Source organism: Bacteroidales bacterium (genome assembly GCA_035299085.1).
GTDB lineage: Bacteria > Bacteroidota > Bacteroidia > Bacteroidales > UBA10428 > UBA5072.
In genome coordinates this window covers 1-20,528 of the sequence record DATGXG010000002.1, presented here as the reverse complement: position 1 = coordinate 20,528, position 20,528 = coordinate 1, and the positions used below count along the sequence as shown (strand labels likewise).

Here is a 20,528-nt window from a genome sequence, read left to right as displayed (position 1 = left end):
GGTTTGTAACATATGTTACAAAAATCCGGATGTGCACATCCTAAATTTGAATCAAAATTACAAAGCAAAAATTTAAAACTTGGAAAATGGTACGGGAAGTTGTTAAAATAGATGAGAATTTGTGTAACGGTTGCGGACTTTGCATCCCCGGCTGTCACGAAGGAGCCCTGCAGATAATCGATGGCAAAGCCCGGCTCATCAGTGATCTCATGTGTGACGGACTTGGCGCCTGCCTTGGTCATTGTCCACAGGGTGCCATCAGCATCGAAAAGCGCGAGGCTGAAGCTTATGATGAAACCGGTGTCATGGAGATCATGGTTAAAAAAGGAAAAAACACCGTGGTGGCACATCTGAAGCACCTGAAAGACCACAATGAAACTGAATTTCTGAAACAGGGAGTCAGCTATTTAAAACAGCATGAGAACGAGCTCACTTTCAGTGTACCTGAAGTTATCAGCGAGGTTCATAATTCCGGCAGCTGCCATGGCGGTTGCCCTGGCAGTGCTGAAAGAGAAATCAAGCGCGATCGCCATACCGCAACAGGCAGCCAATCACAGAAGACTTTTGCCGGGTTATCCATGGCAGAGCCGGTAGCAGAGGAAATAAATTCAAGCGAGCTCAGACAATGGCCGGTTCAACTGCACCTTGTTAATCCTAATGCACCATACTTTAGAAACTCAGACGTGTTGATTGCGGCGGATTGCACGGCATACGCATTGGGTAATTTTCACGGTAAGTACCTGAAAGGTAAAACGCTTGCCATTGGATGTCCGAAACTGGATTCAAACCAGGAAACCTATCTGAATAAAATAACAGCTATGATTGATTATGCTGCCATTAATACGATCACTGTAATGATTATGCAGGTGCCTTGTTGCAGTGGATTGCTGAGGCTTGTGCAGCAGGCCGTTTCCGTCGCCCGTCGCAAAGTTCCGGTTAAGATGCTGGTGGTATCCATTGAAGGAGAAGTGATTAAGGAGGAATGGGTTTGAGAACTCGTCATTGCGAGGAGCTTGAAAAATTTGTGATTATAGCAGTATTTTATGCGACGAAGCAATCTACCAAGCAGGCAGGACGCTACTCTAATTTAATAGGCACTCGTTTGGTCAGTACGTTTAGTAACGGTTTACCTGTGCGGGCAGCTTGCTTCTGACCGTAGGAACCGGTCATCGCAATGACGATTGTTTGACTATATCAAATAAACAACAAATAAAAACAAGTTTTACATTATGGGAATGTTTTGCTATCAATGCCAGGAAGCCGCGAAAGGAACCGGCTGTCAGATTAAAGGTGTATGCGGAAAGTCGGATGATCTTTCCAACCTCCAGGATCTTTTGCTTTTCGTGATGAAAGGAATATCCTGGTATTCACTTAAGTTAAAATCAAAAGGAATCATTGAAAAAGAAGCTGATATTTTTGTCATGAAGGGCCTTTTTGCCACCATCACAAATGCCAACTGGGATAAGCCTCTTTTTATTGAAAGAATCAGGAAAGGCCTGGCTTTACGTGATCAGCTTAAAAACAGGCTTCAGCAAACGGATGCTGCGGCTTTGAATGATGCACCCGAATGTGCGTTGTGGTTTGCCGATGACCAGGTTGCCTATGAAACCAAAGCGGCATTCGTGGGATACCTTTCAATTGAAAACGAAGATACCAGGTCGTTAAGAGCACTTATTATCTTTGGTTTAAAGGGCATGGCTGCCTATGCTGAACATGCTTACAATCTTGGACTTGAAGATGAAAATGTATACCTTTTCATGCATAAAGCCCTTGTTGCCACAACAGATGATTCTTTGAGTGCTGATGATTTATTGAAACTCGTGAATGAAACCGGTCAATACGGTGTCACCGTGATGGCTATGCTTGATAAGGCCAATACCTCACGCTACGGAAATCCTGAAATGACCAAAGTGAATATTGGAGTTCGCAATAATCCCGGCATCCTTGTAAGCGGTCATGATTTGCGTGATCTTGAAGATCTGCTTGAACAGACTGTAAATACAGGTGTTGACGTATATACTCACAGTGAAATGCTTCCGGCCCATTATTACCCGTTCTTTAAAAAATATGCTCATTTTGCCGGCAACTATGGTAATGCATGGTGGAAACAGCGTGAAGAGTTTCAGTCATTTAACGGTCCGGTTTTATTCACAACCAATTGTCTTGTTTCTCCTTTGCCCGGAGCATCGTATTACGACAGGGTGTATACCACGGGTGAAGCCGGTTTTGAAGGTTTCCCGCATATTGCCGACCGTATAAACGGCAATCCGAAAGATTTCAGTAACCTGATCGAACATGCGAAACAATGCCAGCCCCCGGTTGCTATTGAAAACGGATACATAACCGGCGGTTTTGCCCATGCTCAGGTATTTGCACTGGCTGATAAGGTGGTTGAAGCCGTAAAGACCGGCGCAATAAAAAAGTTCCTTGTAATGGCAGGTTGTGATGGCCGGATGAAAAGCCGTGAATATTATACCGGGTTCGCTGAAGCATTGCCTGGGGATACAGTAATTCTTACTGCAGGATGTGCAAAATACCGTTACAATAAGCTCAATCTGGGGGACATCAATGGAATACCCAGGATTCTTGACGCCGGCCAGTGCAACGATTCGTATTCACTCGCTGTTGTAGCTTTAAAACTGAAGGAAATTTTTGCCCTGAATGATATCAATGACTTACCGATTGAATATAATATTGCATGGTACGAGCAAAAAGCGGTAATCGTTTTGTTGGCTCTCCTGTATCTTGGTGTTCGGAAGATTCACCTCGGACCAACATTACCCGCATTCCTTTCTCCGAACGTGGCAAGGATAATCACTGAAAAATTCGGGGTTTCCGGAATCGAAACGGTTGAGAGTGATATCGAAAAAATGGTTGGCTGCACAGTCTAAAACACAATATACATTATGGAAACGTCAAAAGTATTTTCACTTGTATCGGCTGTTGAATATTCACCCGAATCAACGGTGAGCCGGATGATAATAAAAAAGCAAACAGGGAATATTACCCTGTTTGCTTTTGATGCCGGTCAGAGCCTTAGTGAGCACAGTGCACCGTTTGATGCATTTGTCCAGGTTGTCGATGGAAAAGGTATAATAACAATCGACAGGAAGGATTACGAGCTTTCAGCCGGCGAATGTATTGTTATGCCTGCCAATATTCCTCACGCCGTGAAGGCAGTTGAAAAGTTCAGGATGATGCTGGTAATGATCAGGGGAAACTAATTGATTGATCTTGTTCTTCCCGAACCGGTAGCTGAGGCGTTGACAAGTGGATTGCCCTTGTAATTAACGCTTCCGCTTCCGGTTATACTGGTTTCAAGTTCCTTGGTTACATTAACCGCAGCTGAACCTGATCCTGTAATATGAACCGTAGCCTCGCTTACCGGAATCCCTTCGGCTTTAATGCTGCCTGATCCGGTGATTGTGGCGTCCATTTCACCATCGGCTCCTGTATTCCCGGCCACAACTATATCGCCTGAACCTGTAATGTTAGCAGTTACCTCACGGCCTGACAGGCTGCTTATCCTCACCGAGCCACTGCCGCTGACAAACAATTCAACATCATTTGTTTTTAATGGCGACTCACAAATGAGGTCACCTGATCCGGTAACCGAGAGATTGCTTACATCGGGCATTGTAATATAGGCATTGATTTTGCCAAGGTTACGCCAGTATCCGTCACGCGTTTTAAGAACCAGGTTTGACCCGTGGATTTCAGTTTCTATCTTATCCATCGTATTCTGGTCGGCTTCAATTACAACTTTGGCCGGACTTCCCTGTGTGATATACACATTGCCTGAAAAAGCGAGTGTAACGCCGGTAAAACTACCTACATCACGGGTTTCCTTAACCGTCTGCCCGGTAAGTACATTGGTAACACATGATAACATGATGAGGCAACCGGTTGCCAGGGTAACCAGGCCTGCTTTCTGAGTTATTGAATTTTTCATATCAGGATGATTTCGTTTTAATTAATAACGAAACAAAATCGGTTACGCTGCATAAGAGTATTAAATGAGTTATAGCCCTCCGCCACAACCAAATATGTATTATATTTGTCTTCCGTTGTTTGAAGGTTTGTGCCAATTTCCACCATACATGAAGAAATATGATGCCGTTCATCCCTACGGGGATAAGCAATTATTATTTGACCAGCGATATCTTGAAATGGCCCGCATCTGGGCTAAGAATTCATATTGCAAACGCAGGCAGGTAGGCGCTCTTATTGTTAAGGAGCGGATGATTATTTCAGATGGTTTTAACGGAACTCCTGCCGGTTTTGAAAATGTTTGCGAGGATGAGAACAATAAAACCAAACCGTATGTTCTTCATGCCGAAGCGAATGCAATTACAAAAGTTGCCAAGTCAAATAACAGCAGCGATGGCGCAACATTATACATTACTACTTCTCCCTGTATGGAATGTGCAAAGCTTATCATACAAGCCGGTATCAGGAGGGTTGTGTATTGCGACAGCTATCATACACCGGATGGCATTCAGCTGCTTGAAAAAGCTGGTATTGAAGTAGTTTATATTGAGTTTTAAAAATTTTTTAAATGAAATTCAGAAGCGCATCAGTTTATCTGCCCATCATCATAGCACTTTCGCTGGTTGCAGGAATTCTGCTCGGACGGTATTACAGCGGCAATAATACTGAAAATAAATTCATTATTATTCCCAAAGCCAATAAGCTCGACAATGTGATCAACTATATCGAAAATGAGTACGTGGATGACGTTTCTAAAAACGACCTGATAGAACATGCTCTTCCCAGGATTCTCGAAGATCTTGATCCTCATTCACAATATATTCCGGCTGTGGAGTTGCAGAAGGTGAATGAACCTCTTGAAGGGAATTTCAGCGGAATCGGCATTCAGTTTAATATGCTGAATGACACTCTTGTTGTGATTCAGACAGTCGCTAACGGGCCATCACAAAAGGTTGGCATACTTGCCGGCGACCGTATTATAAAAGTGAACGGAAAAATAGTTGCCGGTCAGAATATTCCCAGCGACAGCATTGTAAGCAAATTACGGGGTCCGCGTGGAACCTCCGTTCATGTTGATATCAGCCGCCGTACGGTTAATGATCTTATTGGTTTTGACATATTACGCGACAACATTCCCCTTTACAGTGTTGATGTGGCCTACATGATAAAAAATGATATCGGATATATCAAACTCAACAAGTTTTCCGCTACAACCGACCAGGAGTTCGTTTCTGCTATAAACAAACTCAGAACGCAGGGCCTTAAAAAGCTTATCCTTGATTTGAGGGAAAACGGGGGAGGTTTTATGACCGCTGCCATATTTATTGCCGACCAGTTCCTGAAAGGAAATGAAATGATTGTTTATACCCAGGGAAAGGCAAGGAACAAACAGGAATACCTGAGCACCCCGGGAGGTTTGTGCAATGACCTCAAACTTGCCGTTATGATTGATGAGGGCTCAGCTTCAGCCAGCGAGATCCTCGCAGGCGCCATTCAGGATAATGACAGGGGTACTATTGTCGGTCGCCGGTCTTTCGGTAAGGGCCTTGTACAGGAACAAATCCCGTTATTCGACGGATCCGCTTTAAGACTAACGATTGCCAGGTATTATACACCAAGCGGCCGAAGCATTCAAAGACCCTATAACCATAATCTGCAGGAATATTACGGGGAATTGAATACAAGGTATCTAAACGGCGAAATGGAAAACGCTGACAGCAATAAATTCAACGATTCGCTTAAGTATACAACTGCAGGAGGAAGAACAGTTTATGGCGGAGGCGGTATTATGCCCGATATTTTTGTCCCCCTGGATACTCTTGGTATATCTGCTTATTTTGTGAATGTGAGAAACAAAGGATTGATTTACAGGTATTCGTTGAAATATGCCGATGAAAACAGGGCGAGTCTTTCAAAACTTACCACTCCGGAAGATTTTGTAAAGGCACTGAATAAAGAGAACGTCCTCAGGAAATTTGTCGCTTTTGCGTCAAAAGAAGGAGTGAAAGAAGTCCCCAGAGATATCCGTACATCTGAGGACATCTTAAAAGTGCAGTTATACGCCTATATTGCACGCAATTTCCTTGACAATGACGGATTTTTCCCGATCATCCAGGACATTGATAAAACTCTTTTAAAGACGGTTGATGTGTTATCGGAAGCAAACTGAAAATGAAAAGTTCTTTAAAGAAGATAGCAGGGTTTTTTCTTGTTGCATTGCTTGTGACCGCTACTTCTTATTCACAGCAGGCAAAACAAAGTGAAAACCAGAAAAAGAAGGAAAAAGTCGAGCGTTCGTATAAAAAAGCATATGCTAAAGCTCGTAAAAAAACAATAAAACATCGCAGGGAAATCCAGACCGATGACACCAAAAAAAGGATGGATGCAGCTGATAAAAGGGCGGAAGCCTATAACCGGCAGAATGACCCGGGATTTTTCGAGAGAATTTTCAGGAAAAAACGCCCGGGAAAAAGGTAATTTTATTGTTAACTTTGTTTAAATATAGGACATGGGTGACGATCTTACATCGGTAATTATTTATCTGGTTCTTGCTTTGGTTGGAGTGATTGCGAGCGCTTACAAGAAAAAGAACAGCAATCAGCAACAACAGCAGCCACCGAAGCCCCGGCCCGGCCAGGTGCCTCGTTCATTTCCTGCGGATCCTGCAAAGGATTTCGGGCCTGAACTCGGACCGTTAATGGAGTTATTTGACATACCCAAACCTGCAAAGTCGCGTGACTATGAAAGCGTTGAAGACGGACCTTCAGTTGAAGAAGGCGGAATGCAGGTTGACAGCAGGGAGGCTTCAGAAGAGCTTGCGGGACTTAAAATGAGCGCCGAAAGTAAACCGGTTGATACACCTGTTTCTGATGTGGAGACATTTGAAGAAGGGCAGTCGGACATCCAGAAAATGATTGCCCGGTATAACTCGTTAAGAAAGGAACTGCAATACGACGGCAGTCTGGGCGAGGACATCTCAAGCTCTGAAATTGTGTCGGTTGAAGCCGAAGAAGAAGCCCGGGCCATCAGGAATAAAAACAAGGAATTTTTTGATGGCAGAAAAGCTATTATCTATTCAGAAATTTTGAAAAGAAGGGAATTTTAACTAATTTGGTCTACTTCTTACAATCAAGATCAAAATAGTATTTCTATAGAAAATTAAATTATTTAATTAAAAATCAAGATTTTAAAGAGTTCCGAATATTCGGAATTCTTTTTTTTATCGACTATATCAAACAAGGAGGACTGATTATGACAAAAGTTTCATATATCACAGAAGAAGGTCTGCAAAAATTGAAAGATGAACTGGATCATCTTGTAAGTATTGAAAGACCATCCATATCCAAGCAGATTGCTGAAGCCAGGGATAAGGGCGATCTGTCGGAAAATGCAGAATATGAAGCAGCCAAAGAAGCACAGGGCATGCTTGAGATGAAAATTTCAAAGCTTAAGGATGCCATTGCCAATTCAAGGGTCATCGACGGTTCAAAGCTTGATACTGAACGAATTCAGATACTGAACACAATAAAAATTCGTAACACTACGAATAATACTACGATGAAGTACACTATTGTGTCCGACACTGAGGCCGACCTTAAGCAGGGGAAAATTGCCGTAAGTACGCCTATTGCGCGGGGACTTATTGGTAAAAAGGTGGGCGACCATGTTGAGATCAGGGTGCCTTCGGGAGTCATTCCTTTTGAGATAATCGAAATCCTCCGATAATTTTTTGCTATGGCTACAATCTTTTCGCGCATTGTAAATGGAGAAATTCCTTCCTATAAGATTGCCGAAGACGACAGGTATTATGCTTTCCTGGATATAAACCCGCTTGCAGAAGGGCATACTCTTGTTATTCCCAAACAGGAAACGGATTACCTGTTTGACCTGGAAGATAATTTGTTGGCCGGTATGATGGTATTTGCAAAAAAGATTGCTACAGCCATTGATAAGGTCATTCCCTGCAAAAGAGTAGGGGTGGCTGTCATTGGCCTCGAGGTTCCGCATGCCCATATTCATCTCATTCCTATCAATAATATTCATGATACGGAGTTCAGCAGGCCCAAGCTGAAGCTCACGCCGGAACAGTTTAGCGCGATTGCTGAAAAGATTAAATCGGCGTTGTGATTTTTTATAATTGATAGAGACGCAAAATTTTGCGTCTCTACTCATCTACCGCTGATCCTTCCCGGGTTATTCTTAATAAAATCTTCCCAATTTTTAGAGCCGGAGGCTTTTACCGGGTTGCACATCTCGTAATGATGGCATAATGCGGCAGCCACAGCATCCGTAGCATCCAGGCTATCCGGCTGCAATTTTGTTTTCAGTATAAACTGCAGCAGGTTGGCAATTTGTTCTTTTGAAGCTTCCCCATGGCCGGTAATTGACTGTTTGATCTTTCGCGGGGCATATTCAAATACAGCTACATTGTGGTGAAGCGCGGCTGAAATAGCTGCGCCCTGGGCACGGCCAAGTTTCAGCATCGACTGTACGTTATTCCCGTAAAATGGCGATTCAATCGCCATAGCTTCGGGCTTGTATTCCTTAATGAGCTGAACGGTACGATCAAAAATACGGGCAATTTTTTCGTAATGATCGCAAACCTTTCTCTGATCGAGAGTTCCCATCAGAAGAAGATCCGGCTGATTGCGTTCAATACGGATCACACCATATCCCATTATGGTGCTGCCCGGATCAATACCCAGTATAATCATGTGAAAATTATATAGCTCTCAGGAACTGGCCCAGCGGTTTATGGCTTTCAAGTATTCTCGGTCCAAAGCCTGTTGATTTCGTTGACTTTGCCGTTCCGTTATCAATATAGTCAAGAATGGCCTTCAGCGATGTTTCTTCCGGGTTACCCCAGTCTTTCGTTATATCATCATCAGCCGGAAGGTCAGGGGTTAACCCGTTATAAAAATTACCCTCGTGGTTCTTATTGCTATACTTAAAGCAAACCGGCAGGGTAAAATAATCTTCAATCGGAATCGCGTACATTCCCACCGGTTTCCCGTGAGTTGGACTGCCGGCAAGGACGGTAGTAATAAATGGTTTAACACCGTTAATGATCAGCTCGCTGGCTGATGCCGTATTTGAAGTACCGATAAAGAAAATCCGGCTCATATCCAGTCCGTCCGCTTTTGCCGGAACGGTATACATAGTGTCCATGCTATAAGGTGCTTTGCTCAGGATCGCATTGTGTTCATAATAAATGAAAGGCTGACCGCCTTCATTTTTTCCGATAAGCCATCCGGCAAGGTGTTCGGCAACAGTAACTGCTCCTCCGCCATTATACCGCATATCCACAACCAATTCATCGATACCTGCATTTTTAAAAGTGGTGAAAGCCGTATCAAGCTCTTGATTGGCAGTTTCAATAAAATCCTGGAAAACGATGTACCCTATTTTTTTACCACTCCTGTTAATCACCTCAGAATGCAAAACCGGTGTAAGGTTAATTTCCTCCTTTGCCAGGCTTAAGGTAACCTGTTGTCCGCCGTTGTCAATGAAGGTAAAGTTATTGGTTACGCCAACTTTATCAGCACCAAAAAGGGTGGAGAAATTGTCAACGGTCACCGTCTTGTTGTTTACCTTTGAAAGGATCCATCCCCTTCTGACTCCTTCCTGCTGGGCCTGGGTGTTGTTGTAAACAAATGCTATCCTGAAATTATTATCCGCGTCAAGGCCTACCATAAATCCATGGCCGATCATCTGGCCTTCGGTAAAATATGAATTATATTCTTCTTCGGTAAGAACAGTGCTCCAGTGATCATATTGTTTATACCGGAGGGCTTCCATGAATTTGGCAGGGGTGGAATAATCAGCCGGATCTAAATTGTACGGTATATAGTCGTTCCACAGATATACCTGTTTCATCATGTCATAAATCTGGCTATTTACGTATTCAACATGTGCATTGTCGTTCTTATCCTTATTGCAGGAAAAGATCACGCTGCTGAGAATAAACAGAAAGATAAGCGATTTGAATGTTTTCATAACTTAACTATTTGAATCTTATACAAAGTAAACAGAAAAAGTCTAAAAAAGTCTTTCAGGATTTATTTTTAATTCTGCCGGTCATTATTCCTGCAATTATCAGGCATAACCCGATAACCGATGTAGAAAACAATTTTTCACCAAGCACAAAGTGTATAGCAATAAGAGAAAGGAATGGGGTAAGATAAATGAGATTGGCCACTTTCCCGGCAGAATCCGATAATTTTAGCGCTTTCAGCCATAAGACAAAGGCGATTCCCATTTCAAACAAACCTACGTACACAGCGGCTATCCATGATCCTGAGAAGGATGGCCATTTATCGTCGCGGAATGCAAGCAGAATTGCCACATAAATAAGAGAAAATCCAAAGCTTAAAAAGAGTTTCAGAAGATCATCCCTTGTATCTTTCACGTTTATGATCCAGAAAAGCGACCATATCACCGAAGTAAACATGGCAAGCGTTATTCCGAGGGGCTCGACTATTTTAAAGTCGCTGAAATGTCCCTGGGTTGCCAGAACAAATACACCGGCAAAGCTGATGACCAATCCGAGTATTCCGGTTAATTTGAGAGGCTGTTTCAGCAAAGGAACGGAAAGGAGCATGAGAACAAGCGGCCATATGAAGTTTGCAGGTTGCGCTACCTGGGCCGGAAGAAGGCTGTATGATTTAAAAATGATCAGGTAATACCCGAATGGATTCAGCAATCCCTGTGCTGCGGAAAGGGCATAATCCCTGGGCCTGAGTTCACGAAGCAGGAATAAACGCCGGCTTCCGGCAAGCATGGCAAGGAAGACAATGAAAGATATAAGGTTGGCTACGGCCAGTAATTGCACATTGTTGAAGTTGCGGAGGGATATTTTGAATGCCGTGGCAACGGTTGACCAGAAAAGAACGGTGATAAGGGCATATCCATAGGCCCTCTGCTGATTTTTCATGTTAAAAAGGTTGTGCAGCGGACTGAGACGTCAGCATAATTTGCAATTGCCCGAAACGTCTGAGGGCATCTAAAACCTTCGACCTGTCAATGTCAAACCGGTTATTAATATCAACAAGTGTCTGTTCCGATTCCACGAGGGCATTGATAAAATACTCCGCTTTGATTTTTCCTGATTTATACTGAATTTCAGTCGCAGAAACATCCTGCTTAAGCAATTCAAGATTGCTTCGAGAATCAACACAATACCTCAGGAAACCCGATGTTAAGCTGTATATCCGGTTGATGGAATCAAGAATTGCCTGTTCATCCGGTGTTTGATTCCTGTTGTTGTAAGTCCCCAGCAAGGCTTCAATTTTAAGGGAAGCGGTTGAGATACTGTCTGTCTGAGGCGATTGCATCAGGGAATCGAGGTATTTAATATCCGAGTATATACCCTGAGCATCGGGAAGATCAATCGGGTTATCCTTGCTGTGCCTGCATCCGGGAATCAGTATAGAAACGACCAGCAGGGCCGCGGATGCGGAGCCTTTAAAGCTGCTAAGCATTCTTATTTATGTATTCAAATCCCGTATAAGGCACAAGGGCTGCGGGAATGCGGATGCCTTCACCCGACTGGTTGTTTTCGAGCAGTGCGGCAACAATCCTCGGAAGAGCCAGGGAGCTTCCATTTAGAGTATGGGCAAGCTGTGGTTTTTTTGATCCTTCTTCCCTGAACCGGAGTTTGAGCCGGTTTGCCTGGAATGATTCGAAATTGGAAACAGAACTGACTTCGAGCCATCTTTTCTGAGCAGCGGCGTATACTTCAAAATCAAACGTAAGGGCAGAGGTAAAACTCATGTCGCCTCCACAGAGCCTGACAATACGGTATGGCAGTTCAAGTTTCTGAACCAGCATTTCAACATGCTTCACCATTTCCTCGAGAGCTTGATAGGAACGATCGGGATGCTGAATCTGAACGATCTCCACCTTATCAAACTGGTGAAGACGGTTGAGTCCCCTTACATCTTTTCCGTATGATCCGGCCTCTCTTCTGAAACAAGGAGTATAGGCGGTATTCTTTACAGGAAAATCGGATGCGTCAAGGATCACATCCCTGTATATGTTTGTAACCGGAACTTCTGCGGTGGGAATCAGGTAAAAATTGTCAAGACTGACATGGTACATCTGCGCATCTTTGTCGGGCAGCTGTCCTGTGCCGAACCCTGAATCTTCATTAACCATCAGTGGCGGCATGATCTCAAGATATCCTGCTTGTGTGTTTTCATCCAGGAAGAAATTGATCAGGGCCCGCTGGAGCTTCGATCCCTTTCCTTTATAAACAGGAAAACCGGCACCGGTGAGTTTATTGCCAAGGTCGAAATCAATGATATCATAAATCTTTGCCAGGTCCCAGTGTGGCAGGGCGTTTTCAGCCAGGTCCGGCATTTTGCCACCCTGGCGTTCGATCACGTTTTGATCTGCGCCATGACCTTCAGGTACAAATTCTGAAGGAAGATTCGGCAGTTTTACAAGCAAATTCCTGAGGGCAGTTTCCGATTGTTCGAGTGAAGCTGAAAGCTCTTCAATATCTTTTTTCAACGTGGCGGTCCTGTTTTTCTTTTCTTCAGCCTCTTCCTTTTTATTCGCCTTGATAAGGGCGCCGATTTCCTTTGAAGTGGAATTCAGTTCAGCCAGTGTGGTGTCGAGCCTGTTCTGAGTGGACCGGCGGGAGCTGTCGATATCAATGATTTCATGTATAATGCCCGAGCCATCAAAGTTTTTCACTTTCAGACGCCGGATTACTTCATCGGTTTTTTCCCTGATCAGGTTAAGTGTTAACATAAGGTTGCGTTTGTGCAAATGTAAAAAAAACCCCTGAACTCTAAACGCATTTGTTTACAGTTCAGGGGCAGATGGTATACTGTGCAGAAGCTATTCTGCTACCGGATGTACGGATACGTAGGAACGATCGTCTTTTTTGCGATGGTATTCAACTGTGCCGTCGGTTAAGGCATAAAGAGTATGATCCTTGCCCATACCTACATTGATCCCGGGGTTATGAACGGTTCCGCGCTGGCGAACCAGGATGTTGCCGGCTTTCACTACTTCTCCGCCATAAATTTTAATACCCAGTCGCTGACTGTGGGATTCACGTCCGTTTCTTGAACTTCCGGCTCCTTTTTTATGTGCCATGGAATTATCTTTTTAAATTTTCAGAAATAAACTGTTCTTTACTTTGCGCTCTTGCTTTTAGTTGCAGCTTTTGCAGCCGGCTTTTCAGCTTTCTTTGCAGGCGCTTTTTTCTCAGCGGCGGCTTTAGGAGCGGCTTTGGGAGCTGCCTTCTTAGCTGCTGCTTTTGCAGGTTTTTCTACCTGTGCTTCGGCAGGAGCTGCTTCGGCAGTAACTTCAGGCTTTGGAGTTGCTTTTTTCCTTTCCGATTTCTTAGGAGTACCCGTTTCACTGATGTCCTCGATCAGAATTTCAGTAAAATTCTGCCTGTGACCGTTCAGTTTCTGATAGGTTTTTCTTCTTTTCTTCTTGAAAACCAAAACCTTGTCACCCCTCAGATGCGAAACAATCTGAGCCAGAACAACTGCATCAGGCAGGTAAGGAGCACCAACATTCACCTTGTCATCATTGCTGATGAGCATAACCTTATCAAAGGTAACATCTTCTCCAACCTCTCCGGCCAGTCTGTGGACAAACACTTTCTTTCCCTTTTCGACTTTAAATTGTTGTCCTGCTATATTTACTATTGCGTACATCGAATAATGATATTTCAGTTTTTTTGGGTGTGCAAAAATATAAAACTTTGCATTAAAAGCAAAATAATTCAACAATTTAAGATAAAATCAATTTGCTCTTAGTGTGAGTCAGTTTCCTGCCGGCAAAGATACAAAAGCATAATTATATCGACATGCGCATTTTACGAAAGCAGGATAAGAGATGAAATCACTATATTTGTATAACCAAAATTCAAAACAACTGACGGGGATCGATGAATAAAGTTAAACTCAACGTATTGGGTATTTCTTACAGTCAAACGCAGACCGGTGCATATGCATTGGTACTGGCTGAAGAAAATGGCCGAAGAAGAATACCCATCATTGTTGGTGGATTTGAGGCACAGGCGATTGCCATTCAGCTCGAAGGGCTGAAGCCGCCAAGGCCTCTGACGCACGATCTTTTCCTTAATTTTGCCCGGACTTTCAATATCGATTTACTTGAAATAACTGTATATAAGCTCGAAGAAGGAGTGTTTTATTCAAAACTCACCTGTGATAACGGACAACGCATAATTGAAATTGACGCACGCACATCGGATGCCATTGCCCTGGCACTTCGTTTTAAATGTCCGATTTACACAACTGAAGATATTCTGAAAAAGGCAGGCATTATTCTCGATTTTGAAAAGGAATCGGCCATGCAGCCTTCAGGTGACCAGCCATCCGCTCCTTCACGAAACATCCGGGTTCAGGACAGTTCGTTTACAGAAGAATTAAAAAACAATAATCTGCAGGAATTGAAGGATCTTCTGAATGAAGCCATTTCAGAAGAAGACTATGAGAAAGCCTCCTTGATCCGCGATGAAATTAATCGCCGAAAAAAGGAATAGCAGAGTTTCATTTTTTTTCTATGATAAAAAAGAAGGTAAGAGACTTACAGGGTACCATTCTTGATAATATACCTTATCTTGTCTGGCTTAAGAATATTGACGGAAAATACCTTCATGTAAATAAAGCCTTTGCTGAAGCTTACCGGAAAAAGCCCGATCAAATCATCGGCAAATCCGATTTTGATATTTGCTCTCCCGAAAAGGCAGTCGAATTTCAGCAATCCGACAATGAGGTAATGCAAAATAAGAAAAGGCAGTTTGTGGAGCAGATCGAAAACCTGTTTGACAATGAAACGGTATTTGAAACATACAAATCGCCTGTGTTTGATAATAACGGTGAGGTAATAGGTATAACCGGCATTTCGCGTGAAATGACCGACACCCTTCACATTGAAAAGACCCTGCATGAGCGCGAGGAACAGTTCAGGGCGCTTCTTCAGAATTCTTCGGATGCCATATCCATTATTAACCGGCAGGGGAAAATCATTTTCGAAAGCTCTGAAAAGAATAAAATATCCGATTTCGAGATTACAGAACTCCTGCATAAACCATTTTTCGACATGGTGCATCCAGATGACATTCCCCAGATCAAAATAGTCATCAAAGAAGCGCTTCAAAATCCGGGCAAGCAGATCAAGAAGGAATACAGGAGCCTCCATAAAAACAAACGCTGGATTTATGTAGAAAGCATTTTTTCAAACCAGCTGAGTAACCCTGCGATCAAGGGAATTATCGTCAATTCAAGGGATGTATCCGACCGTAAAATGGCTGAACTCAAGGAAAGAGTGTACCACGACAACCTCATTTTTCTGAGCAATTCAGCACTCGAATTATTATCCCTGTCTTCACGCGATGAAATTTACAGGTACATTCCCGAAAAGCTCGCTGCCTTTCTCGAAAGTGCTGTTGTAATCATTTCTTCATATGATGAGAATTCAAAGAATATCATAATTGAAAATTTTGCCGGACTTGATCCTTATACAGCACAGGTTGAAAAATTGCTGGGAAGGGGAATTACGGGACTGTCGTTTTCAAGTGGTGTGCTGGCATCAACGGCACAGAATGCCGGCACTGTGATAATCCTTAAGGACGATCTGCTGGATAACACTCTGGGGGAATTGCCTCAGGCAAAACTTAAAATCATTAAGGACCTGATTCACATTCATAAGATTTACAATATTGTTTTGGCCCGCGACAACAAGTTGCTCGGCAATATTACGATCCTTACACTCAACAAGAGTATCATTAAGTTCAAGCATATTATCGAAACGTTCGTTCACCAGGTGTCTGTGGCTTTGCACCGGAGTCAGCTTGAATATGAACTTGTAACTGCAAAGAACAAGGCTGAGGAATCGGACAAGCTTAAAACCGCATTCCTTGCCAACATGTCGCATGAGATCCGCACGCCCATGAACGGTATCCTTGGCTTTGCCGAGATGCTGAATGACGATTCACTCAGCCGGGCAAACCGGAAGAAATACCTTAATATAATAAACAGTAACGGCAAAGTACTTATTAACCTGATTGATGATATAATCGATTTTGCCAAGATTGAATCAGGACAGGTGAATATTCTTGAAGATGACTTTTCACTCAATAACCTGCTCGACCAGATTCAGTCGACCTTCCTTACCCGCACGCTGAAAAAGGAAAAGTCGAAAGTAAAAATCATCACCAAAAAAGCTTTTCCCGACGAGAAATCTTATATACGCACCGATCCTATCAGGCTCAGGCAGGTTCTTACAAACCTGGTGGGCAATGCCATTAAATTTACGCACAACGGTTTTATTGAATTCGGTTATAACCTGGCTGATAAAAACCCCCTGCAGTTTTATGTCAGGGATACCGGGATCGGTATTTCAGCTGACAAACTGAATCTTATTTTCGAACGGTTCATGCAGGCCGACAGTTCTCCGTCGAGGAAATATGGCGGATCAGGATTGGGGCTGGCCATTTCAAAAGGACTTGTCGAACTGCTGGGTGGTAAAATGTGGGCTGAATCCCGGGTAAGTGAGGGATCTGTTTTCTTTTTCACAATCCGTTTTGCTTCAGCAAACAGGAAGCTGGAGGTGCCTGTTGAAACAAGGCCTGCCAGGGTCCATCATAACTGGGATGGAAAAACATTCCTGGTGGCTGAGGATGATAAGTTCAGTTATAAATTTCTCGAAGGATTTCTGAAGCAAACCCATGCTGAAGTACTAAGGGCCTCTGATGGCAAGGAAGCAGTCGAAATATGCCGTAACAATCCTGCAATTGACCTGGTACTGATGGATATCCAGATGCCCGAGATGAATGGTCTTACGGCTACGATTGAAATAAAGAAGTTTAACGCAGGTCTTCCCATAATAGCGCAAACTGCCAATGCAATCAATGAGGAAAGACTGAGATGTCTTGATGCGGGCTGTGACGACTTCATTACAAAGCCGGTGAATATTAATGAATTGTACGATAAAATCAGTAAATGGCTTATGCCACGGCAATCCTGATCACTGTACTTATCCTTTACTGTTTTACGATAAGCCGGTTCAGGTATTCCTGGGCAAATACTCCTTCTTTTTCAGATTTTGAATGGGTTCCTGCTGTAAAAATCAGCGTCGTTACTGCATTCCGGAATGAATCAAAAAATATTTCCCAATTCCTGGAGGCACTGAAGAATCAGGATTATCCTGCGGAATTATATGAGGTAATTCTTGTAGACGACGGATCTGATGACGGTTCACAGGACATTGTCATGCTGTTTTGCACCAATCACCCTCAATTCCGTTATATTTTGAATACCATAAAGCCCGGTAAAAAGCCGGCTGTGCAAACAGGTGTAGACCATGCATTCGGCGAACTCATTGTAACTACCGATGCGGATTGCACAATGAATCCCGGCTGGTTATCAGGTATTGCTTCATTTTATGCGCACCACCATCCCGATCTGATTATCGGACTGGTTGATCTGGCTCCTTCCGGAAAATGGTACTTCCTGTATGAACAGGTTTCTTTTTTGAGCCTGGTGGCCGCGGGAAGCGGTGCTGCCTGTGCGGGCCGGCCACTTTACTGCAACGGTGCAAACATGGCATTTACAAAAGAATTATATACTTCACTTGCCGATCCGATGATGTCGGGCGTTCCCTCGGGCGACGACACTTTTTTGCTTCATGCGGCAAAACGAGCCGGTAAAAACATCAGGCTACTGAAATCGTCAAAAACATGGGTAACGACTGAAGGTTCAAAATCATTGCAGGCATTGATCAAACAGCGGATAAGATGGACATCCAAAGCAGGGCACTACAGGGATTCATTTACAATATTTGTGGCTATGGTAGTGCTGGCAATGAATTTATCCGTTCCGGTTTCAGTAATGGTGGGTTTGTTTACCGGAAAACCATGGTTTTCCCTTGTTCTGTTCGGTACAAAAGCATTTACCGATTTCATGTTATTGAGCAGTTTCATGAAGTTTTTACGGCGCTCGTTATCACCTGTAAAATTCCTTGTCTTTTCGCTGATCTATCCCTTTGAAGTGCTGATTTCGGTTTTTGCCGGAAGTACAATGACTTTCGACTGGAAGGGCAGGCAATACAGGAGAAGGTGATTAATTTCCGAGTTCCGACATGAATTTGATCCTTACAAGCCGCACCTCTTCTTCCGAGTAATTATCTTCTCCAAGCTCCTGGAGTGCGTTTTCGAGTGATTCATCTTCAGCTTCCTCCATGAAATAGTCATAAATATCCTGTTGATGATCGCTGTCCATCACGCTGTTCAGGTAATAATCGATATTGATTTTTGTTCCTGAATTTACGATGGCTTCTATTTCATTGAGAAGCGTATTCATATCGATATTTTTGGCATCGGCAATATCGGAGAAGTCCATCTGTCTGTCGATGCTTTGAATAATGAAAACCTTGAGGTTTGATTTATTCACAATCGATTTAACCACCATATCCTGCGGGCGGATGATCTCCTTTTCTTCCACGTAACTCTTGATGATCTTGACAAACTCTGAACCGTATCGCTTGGCTTTTCCCGCACCCACGCCGGTTATATTCTGAAGTTCTTCGATAGATACTGGGTACTGGATGGCCATGTCTTCAAGTGACGGATCCTGGAAAATAACGAACGGCGGCAGTTGAAGCTGTTTTGAAATCTTCTTTCTCAGGTTTTTCAGAATGTTGAACAGTTCCTCATCTGCTGATCCGGGTCTTTCTGGTCCCCCGAAGCTATCTTCTTCTTCATCGGTATCCGAGTAATCATGATCTTCAGAGATCATGAACGATTGAGGGTTCCTGAGAAATTCATGGCCCTTTTCATCAATCTTGAGCAGGCCGTAATTTTCAATGTCTTTCTGTACAAGCCGTTTAATAAGCGACTGCCTGATCACCATGCTCCAGTATCCGGCATCCTTGTTTTTTCCTGCCCCGAAGAGATCAAGCATCTGGTGATTGTACGATTTGATGGCCGGAGTTTTTACTCCTGCCAGGATGCTGGCAATATGATCGTATTTGAATTTTTCTTTTACTTCAAGAATGGTTTTAAGAACCAGGACTATATCATCTTTCCCTTCAAACTGTGTTTTCGGATGGATACAATTGTCGCAATGGTTGCAGGTTTCAGCCATCTCCTCGCCAAAATAGTTAAGCAACTGCTTAGGCCTGCAAACTGATGATTCAGCATAGGCAACCGTTTCAAGAAGAAGCTGCTTACCGATTTCCTGTTCTGCAATCGGCTTCCCCTGCATGAATTTCTCCAGTTTCTGAATATCCTTGTAGCTGTAAAAAGCGATACAGTTGCCTTCGCCACCGTCCCTTCCGGCACGGCCTGTTTCCTGGTAATAACCTTCAAGGCTTTTGGGAATATCGTAATGAATGACAAAGCGTACGTCCGGTTTGTCTATACCCATTCCGAAAGCAATTGTAGCGACAATGACATCGGCTTCCTCCATGAGGAACTTATCCTGGTTTTGTGAACGGGTAGAAGAATCAAGACCTGCATGATAGGGAAGTGCCTTGATACCGTTCACCTGGAGTGTTTCAGCAAGCTCTTCAACCTTCTTGCGGCTGAGGCAATAGATTATACCCGATTTACCGTGATTGGCTTTAATAAATTTGATGATTTCACGGGTGACATTTTTTTTGGGCCTTACTTCATAGTATAAATTTGCACGCCGGAATGAAGATTTGAAAACAGTGGCGTTAAGCATGCCCAGGTTCTTCTGAATATCATGCTGAACCTTGGGGGTGGCAGTTGCCGTAAGAGCAATCAGAGGCTCTGTGCCGATTTCATTGATAATAGGGCGGATACGCCTGTATTCGGGCCTGAAATCATGACCCCATTCCGAAATACAATGTGCCTCATCAATAGCATAAAACGAGACTTTTATCTTTTTAAGAAACTGTATGTTTTCCTCCTTGGTAAGCGATTCAGGTGCAACATAAAGCAGCTTCGTTTTCCCTTCGATGATATCATGTTTCACCTGGGCAATGGCAGCTTTATTCAGAGATGAATTCAGGAAGTGTGCAACGCCGTCTTCTTCACTGAAACTGCGCATGGCATCCACCTGGTTTTTCATGAGTGCGATAAGCGGAGAAATGATAATTGCGGTACCCGGCATAAGAAGCGAAGGCAGCTGGTAGCACAGTGATTTACCGCCCCCAGTAGGCATAAGCACAAAAGTGTCATTACCATTCAATACATTGCGGATTATTGCCTCCTGATTACCTTTGAAACTGGTGAAACCAAAGTGCTTTTTTAGTACATCTATCAGCGAAATTTCCTGGCCGGCGCTCATCTCAAATCTGTTTGTTCATGTTGCCTCATAACATAATTATTCATTATATCCTGGCAATTCTGATATATATCAACCATATTCTGAATAAAAACACGGATTGTACATAAGGCACGAATCGCCTGATTGAAGGCAATTTCAAAATATTAAATACATTTGTAAACTAAATTAATATTTTTTTTCTTATTTCGCTAAGCTTTAAAAAGCATTTTAAAATTTATTAACATTCGTCCTAAA

General features: G+C 43.2%; 21 protein-coding genes. 12 read left to right on the top strand and 9 right to left on the bottom strand.

Annotated features, from left to right (window positions below; all coding sequences use genetic code 11):
- Positions 1 to 86: 86 nt before the first annotated feature.
- The 3 genes from VK179_00220 (at position 87) to VK179_00210 (ending at position 3,224) form a co-directional block, all read left to right on the top strand.
- Entirely contained in the window at positions 87 to 992 is a 906-nt protein-coding gene (locus VK179_00220; GenBank protein HLO57142.1) for a 4Fe-4S dicluster domain-containing protein, read from the top strand.
- Between the two features lie 237 nt (positions 993 to 1,229).
- Positions 1,230 to 2,891, top strand: a complete 1,662-nt coding sequence (gene hcp / locus VK179_00215) for a hydroxylamine reductase (GenBank protein ID HLO57141.1) — start codon at positions 1,230 to 1,232, stop codon at positions 2,889 to 2,891.
- 15 nt (positions 2,892 to 2,906) lie between these two features.
- A complete protein-coding gene (locus VK179_00210; protein ID HLO57140.1) occupies positions 2,907 to 3,224 on the top strand; it encodes a cupin domain-containing protein in 318 nt (105 codons plus the stop codon).
- Here the strand turns inward: VK179_00210 and VK179_00205 are convergent.
- Positions 3,221 to 3,952 (bottom strand): head GIN domain-containing protein, encoded by a 732-nt coding sequence (locus VK179_00205; protein ID HLO57139.1) that lies wholly within the window; start codon positions 3,950 to 3,952, stop codon positions 3,221 to 3,223. The genes VK179_00210 and VK179_00205 overlap by 4 nt on opposite strands.
- Positions 3,953 to 4,100: 148 nt before the next feature.
- On the opposite strand from VK179_00205, the gene VK179_00200 reads away from it, so the two are divergent.
- From VK179_00200 to VK179_00175, 6 genes are all read left to right on the top strand, one after another.
- Positions 4,101 to 4,547: a dCMP deaminase family protein gene (locus tag VK179_00200; protein HLO57138.1), complete on the top strand. Its 447-nt coding sequence runs from the start codon at positions 4,101 to 4,103 to the stop codon at positions 4,545 to 4,547.
- Between the two features lie 11 nt (positions 4,548 to 4,558).
- The gene (locus tag VK179_00195; protein ID HLO57137.1) at positions 4,559 to 6,160 is read left to right on the top strand and encodes a S41 family peptidase; all 1,602 of its coding nucleotides are present in this window, start codon (positions 4,559 to 4,561) and stop codon (positions 6,158 to 6,160) included.
- Between the two features lie 2 nt (positions 6,161 to 6,162).
- Positions 6,163 to 6,468, top strand: a complete 306-nt coding sequence (locus tag VK179_00190) for a hypothetical protein (GenBank protein ID HLO57136.1) — start codon at positions 6,163 to 6,165, stop codon at positions 6,466 to 6,468.
- A 31-nt stretch (positions 6,469 to 6,499) separates the two neighbouring features.
- Complete coding sequence (locus VK179_00185; protein HLO57135.1) at positions 6,500 to 7,096, top strand: hypothetical protein; 597 nt, start codon at positions 6,500 to 6,502, stop codon at positions 7,094 to 7,096.
- Between the two features lie 146 nt (positions 7,097 to 7,242).
- Positions 7,243 to 7,716 (top strand): transcription elongation factor GreA, encoded by a 474-nt coding sequence (gene greA / locus VK179_00180; GenBank protein ID HLO57134.1) that lies wholly within the window; start codon positions 7,243 to 7,245, stop codon positions 7,714 to 7,716.
- Between the two features lie 9 nt (positions 7,717 to 7,725).
- Complete coding sequence (locus VK179_00175; protein HLO57133.1) at positions 7,726 to 8,118, top strand: HIT family protein; 393 nt, start codon at positions 7,726 to 7,728, stop codon at positions 8,116 to 8,118.
- Positions 8,119 to 8,159: 41 nt separating this feature from the next.
- Here the strand turns inward: VK179_00175 and ruvC are convergent, their stop codons facing one another.
- The 7 genes from ruvC to rplU all read right to left on the bottom strand — a co-directional run bounded on the left by ruvC (position 8,160) and on the right by rplU (position 13,670).
- The gene (gene ruvC / locus VK179_00170) at positions 8,160 to 8,705 is read right to left on the bottom strand and encodes a crossover junction endodeoxyribonuclease RuvC (GenBank protein ID HLO57132.1); all 546 of its coding nucleotides are present in this window, start codon (positions 8,703 to 8,705) and stop codon (positions 8,160 to 8,162) included.
- A 7-nt stretch (positions 8,706 to 8,712) separates the two neighbouring features.
- Positions 8,713 to 9,987, bottom strand: coding sequence for a S41 family peptidase (locus VK179_00165; GenBank protein HLO57131.1), 1,275 nt, complete (start codon positions 9,985 to 9,987; stop codon positions 8,713 to 8,715).
- A gap of 55 nt (positions 9,988 to 10,042) precedes the next feature.
- Positions 10,043 to 10,924, bottom strand: coding sequence for a DMT family transporter (locus VK179_00160; protein ID HLO57130.1), 882 nt, complete (start codon positions 10,922 to 10,924; stop codon positions 10,043 to 10,045).
- 1 nt (position 10,925) lies between these two features.
- Positions 10,926 to 11,471, bottom strand: coding sequence for a hypothetical protein (locus VK179_00155; GenBank protein ID HLO57129.1), 546 nt, complete (start codon positions 11,469 to 11,471; stop codon positions 10,926 to 10,928).
- Positions 11,464 to 12,747, bottom strand: coding sequence for a serine--tRNA ligase (serS, locus tag VK179_00150; protein HLO57128.1), 1,284 nt, complete (start codon positions 12,745 to 12,747; stop codon positions 11,464 to 11,466). Before serS ends, VK179_00155 begins: the two co-directional genes overlap by 8 nt.
- A 90-nt stretch (positions 12,748 to 12,837) precedes the next feature.
- The gene (rpmA, locus tag VK179_00145) at positions 12,838 to 13,098 is read right to left on the bottom strand and encodes a 50S ribosomal protein L27 (protein ID HLO57127.1); all 261 of its coding nucleotides are present in this window, start codon (positions 13,096 to 13,098) and stop codon (positions 12,838 to 12,840) included.
- Between the two features lie 38 nt (positions 13,099 to 13,136).
- Complete coding sequence (gene rplU / locus VK179_00140) at positions 13,137 to 13,670, bottom strand: 50S ribosomal protein L21 (protein HLO57126.1); 534 nt, start codon at positions 13,668 to 13,670, stop codon at positions 13,137 to 13,139.
- Between the two features lie 233 nt (positions 13,671 to 13,903).
- Between rplU and VK179_00135 the strand changes: the two genes are divergently transcribed.
- Genes VK179_00135 through VK179_00125 form a run of 3 tightly spaced genes read left to right on the top strand, consistent with a single transcriptional unit; the run spans position 13,904 to position 18,101 of the window.
- The gene (locus VK179_00135) at positions 13,904 to 14,521 is read left to right on the top strand and encodes a bifunctional nuclease domain-containing protein (GenBank protein ID HLO57125.1); all 618 of its coding nucleotides are present in this window, start codon (positions 13,904 to 13,906) and stop codon (positions 14,519 to 14,521) included.
- A 20-nt stretch (positions 14,522 to 14,541) separates the two neighbouring features.
- Positions 14,542 to 17,007: an ATP-binding protein gene (locus VK179_00130; protein HLO57124.1), complete on the top strand. Its 2,466-nt coding sequence runs from the start codon at positions 14,542 to 14,544 to the stop codon at positions 17,005 to 17,007.
- The gene (locus VK179_00125) at positions 16,983 to 18,101 is read left to right on the top strand and encodes a glycosyltransferase (protein HLO57123.1); all 1,119 of its coding nucleotides are present in this window, start codon (positions 16,983 to 16,985) and stop codon (positions 18,099 to 18,101) included. Before VK179_00130 ends, VK179_00125 begins: the two co-directional genes overlap by 25 nt.
- On the opposite strand, the gene recQ is transcribed toward VK179_00125, so the two are convergent.
- Entirely contained in the window at positions 18,102 to 20,294 is a 2,193-nt protein-coding gene (gene recQ / locus VK179_00120; GenBank protein ID HLO57122.1) for a DNA helicase RecQ, read from the bottom strand. It lies immediately after the preceding gene.
- Positions 20,295 to 20,528 lie beyond the last annotated feature (234 nt).